The organism is Vibrio harveyi NBRC 15634 = ATCC 14126 = KCTC 12724 (genome assembly GCF_001591145.1).
Taxonomy (GTDB): domain Bacteria; phylum Pseudomonadota; class Gammaproteobacteria; order Enterobacterales; family Vibrionaceae; genus Vibrio; species Vibrio harveyi.
Genome location: NZ_BCUF01000110.1, coordinates 1 through 2,145, shown reverse-complemented (window position 1 = coordinate 2,145; position 2,145 = coordinate 1). Strand labels below are relative to the sequence as shown.

1 protein-coding gene is annotated in these 2,145 nt (G+C 43.3%); it reads right to left on the bottom strand.

Annotated elements, in window-relative coordinates; translation table 11 throughout:
- Positions 1–229 precede the first annotated feature (229 nt).
- Positions 230–1,855 (bottom strand): methyl-accepting chemotaxis protein, encoded by a 1,626-nt coding sequence (locus tag VHA02S_RS24580; RefSeq protein ID WP_038899402.1) that lies wholly within the window; start codon positions 1,853–1,855, stop codon positions 230–232.
- Positions 1,856–2,145: the final 290 nt, after the last annotated feature.

Sequence of the window (2,145 nt, the reverse complement as noted above, 5' to 3'; positions counted from 1 at the left end):
AGGTGTATTAAAAGGCTTTTCGGCTTTCAGGTCAACAATAAAATTAAAATAAATTATCGTTTGATGGATTTGTGCTCGGAGTGGGCTGTTTTTATGCATTTTGAGCAGCAATGCACCATGCTTTAAGCGCTGTTTTAAGAAAAGTAGGGCGTTCTGTCGCAAAATAAAGGCGATAAAAACAAAAAAGCACGTCTGAAAACGTGCTTTTTATTGAACAATTGACTTTAAACTAGTGCTTTACTGAGAACTTGTTCACCCAACCTTCAAGTTCATCAGCTAAAGATGCCAATGTTTGGGTGCTTGATTGGCTTTCTGTTACCACCGTATTTAGCTGGCTGCCGCTTTCTTCAATTAGGTTGATGCGGTGTGCAATGTCATCACTCACTTGCGTTTGTTCAGCCGCTGCTGTTGCAATTTGTTGGCTCATCGTAGTAATAGACTCTAACGCGGTTACTATCTGTTGAAGTGCCTCTGAGGCGTTCATTGATTCAGTTACTGTGCTTTCGCTGGTCTCGGCACATATCTCCATTGTATGGATAGCATTGCGCGAACCCTCTTGAAGGTTAGAGATCATCTGTTGAATCTCTTTTGTACTGTCTTGCGTGCGACCTGCTAGGTTGCGTACCTCATCGGCAACAACTGCAAAGCCTCGACCTTGTTCTCCTGCACGGGCTGCTTCAATCGCGGCATTTAGCGCCAGTAGGTTAGTTTGCTCTGCAATATCGCCGATCACGTCGAGAACTTTTACGATACTGTTTACATCTTGATCAAGGTCCGCAACCGCTTTACTTGCCGTATTCAACTGAGTCGCCAACCCTTGGATGTTGTCTACAGTGCTATGGATTAATGATTGCGTGTGCTGACTCTGTTTATCTGCTTCATCGGTGTTTTGTGCTGTATCGCTTGCCGAACTTGCTACATGGTTAGCCGAAGAAGCCATTTCTGTCATTGCTGTTGCGATCATTGCCGTCGATTGTTGCTGAGACATGGTTAGATCAGCGATCGAATTAGAGCGAGACTCTACCGCTGATAGCTCTGAACGCAAGGCGTGCATTGATTCGTCCAGGTTAGTTACCATCTTAGCCAGAGATTGACTCATCTCTTGTACAGCACCATAGATGCTGTCTTTTGGTGCGGTATATTCAAAGCTGGTTTGGATATCTCCTTGAGCAACGGCTTGAACCGCTTCACGTACGTCATTTGGCTCACCGCCGAGTAGATTAAGCATCTTACGGATGGAGATAATCAACCCACCTAGTATCGCCCCCGCAATTGCTAGACACAGTGCTAGTTGCCATTGAGCTGTTGACCAGAAGCGAGCATTGACCTCATTAAACCCGATGCCAGTGCCTACCACCCAGTTCCAATGGGGCGTTTTCTCTGCAATGGAGTGTTTTTCTTCGATCGTGCCGTCAGGGAGTTTTTGTGTCCAAGTGTATTCAACGATTTGACCTGTTTTACGACCTAGGACATCTAAGATTAATTGACCAACACTGTTGCCGTCGCCATCGCGGAAATCATGGAAACTGGTGCCATGCAATTGAGGGTCGAGCGGTGCTGCCACAAAAATCATGTTTTCGTCGGCAACATAAACGTATTCGTTGTCTTTGTAGATATTGTTGCGAAGTAGGCGAGTAGCCAATGCTTTGGCTTCATCTTCAGGCATCTTGCCTTCCACTGCCATTTTCTCAACTTCAGTTAGAATGCTGTATGCACTCTTAAATAGCTCAGTCACTCGAGCTTTGTTATCAAGGTTACTTGCGACGCGTAGTGTCCAAAGACCTGTTGCAGTAAGAGCAAGTAACGCAATCAAGATGATTGCAGATAATAAATAGGCTTGAGTTTTTAATTTCATAGTTAGCTCACGAGACGTATTTAATACTATGCAATGCATAGCTTATTAGGGGGCGTAATAATAAATTCATCATATTGAAGATGTATACACGCGCCTATGCATCAATGTTGAAACTATGATTTGGATTAAATTTTTAGCGTGAAATAAGTGTGTTTTATCAAATGAATCTTGAGTTTATAAGGGTTTTTGAAGGGGAGGAGTCTTAAAGTTAAATGGAGATACTGAAAGTAGATAAGTATTTTTATAATGCAGATAAGAAAAAAGCCAAGTCCGAAGACTTGGCTTTCAAA

Excerpts from the sequence above, each read along its gene's own strand:
- VHA02S_RS24580 (WP_038899402.1), bottom strand. The coding sequence starts at position 1,855 with ATGAAATTAAAAACTCAAGCCTATTTATTATCTGCAATCATCTTGATT.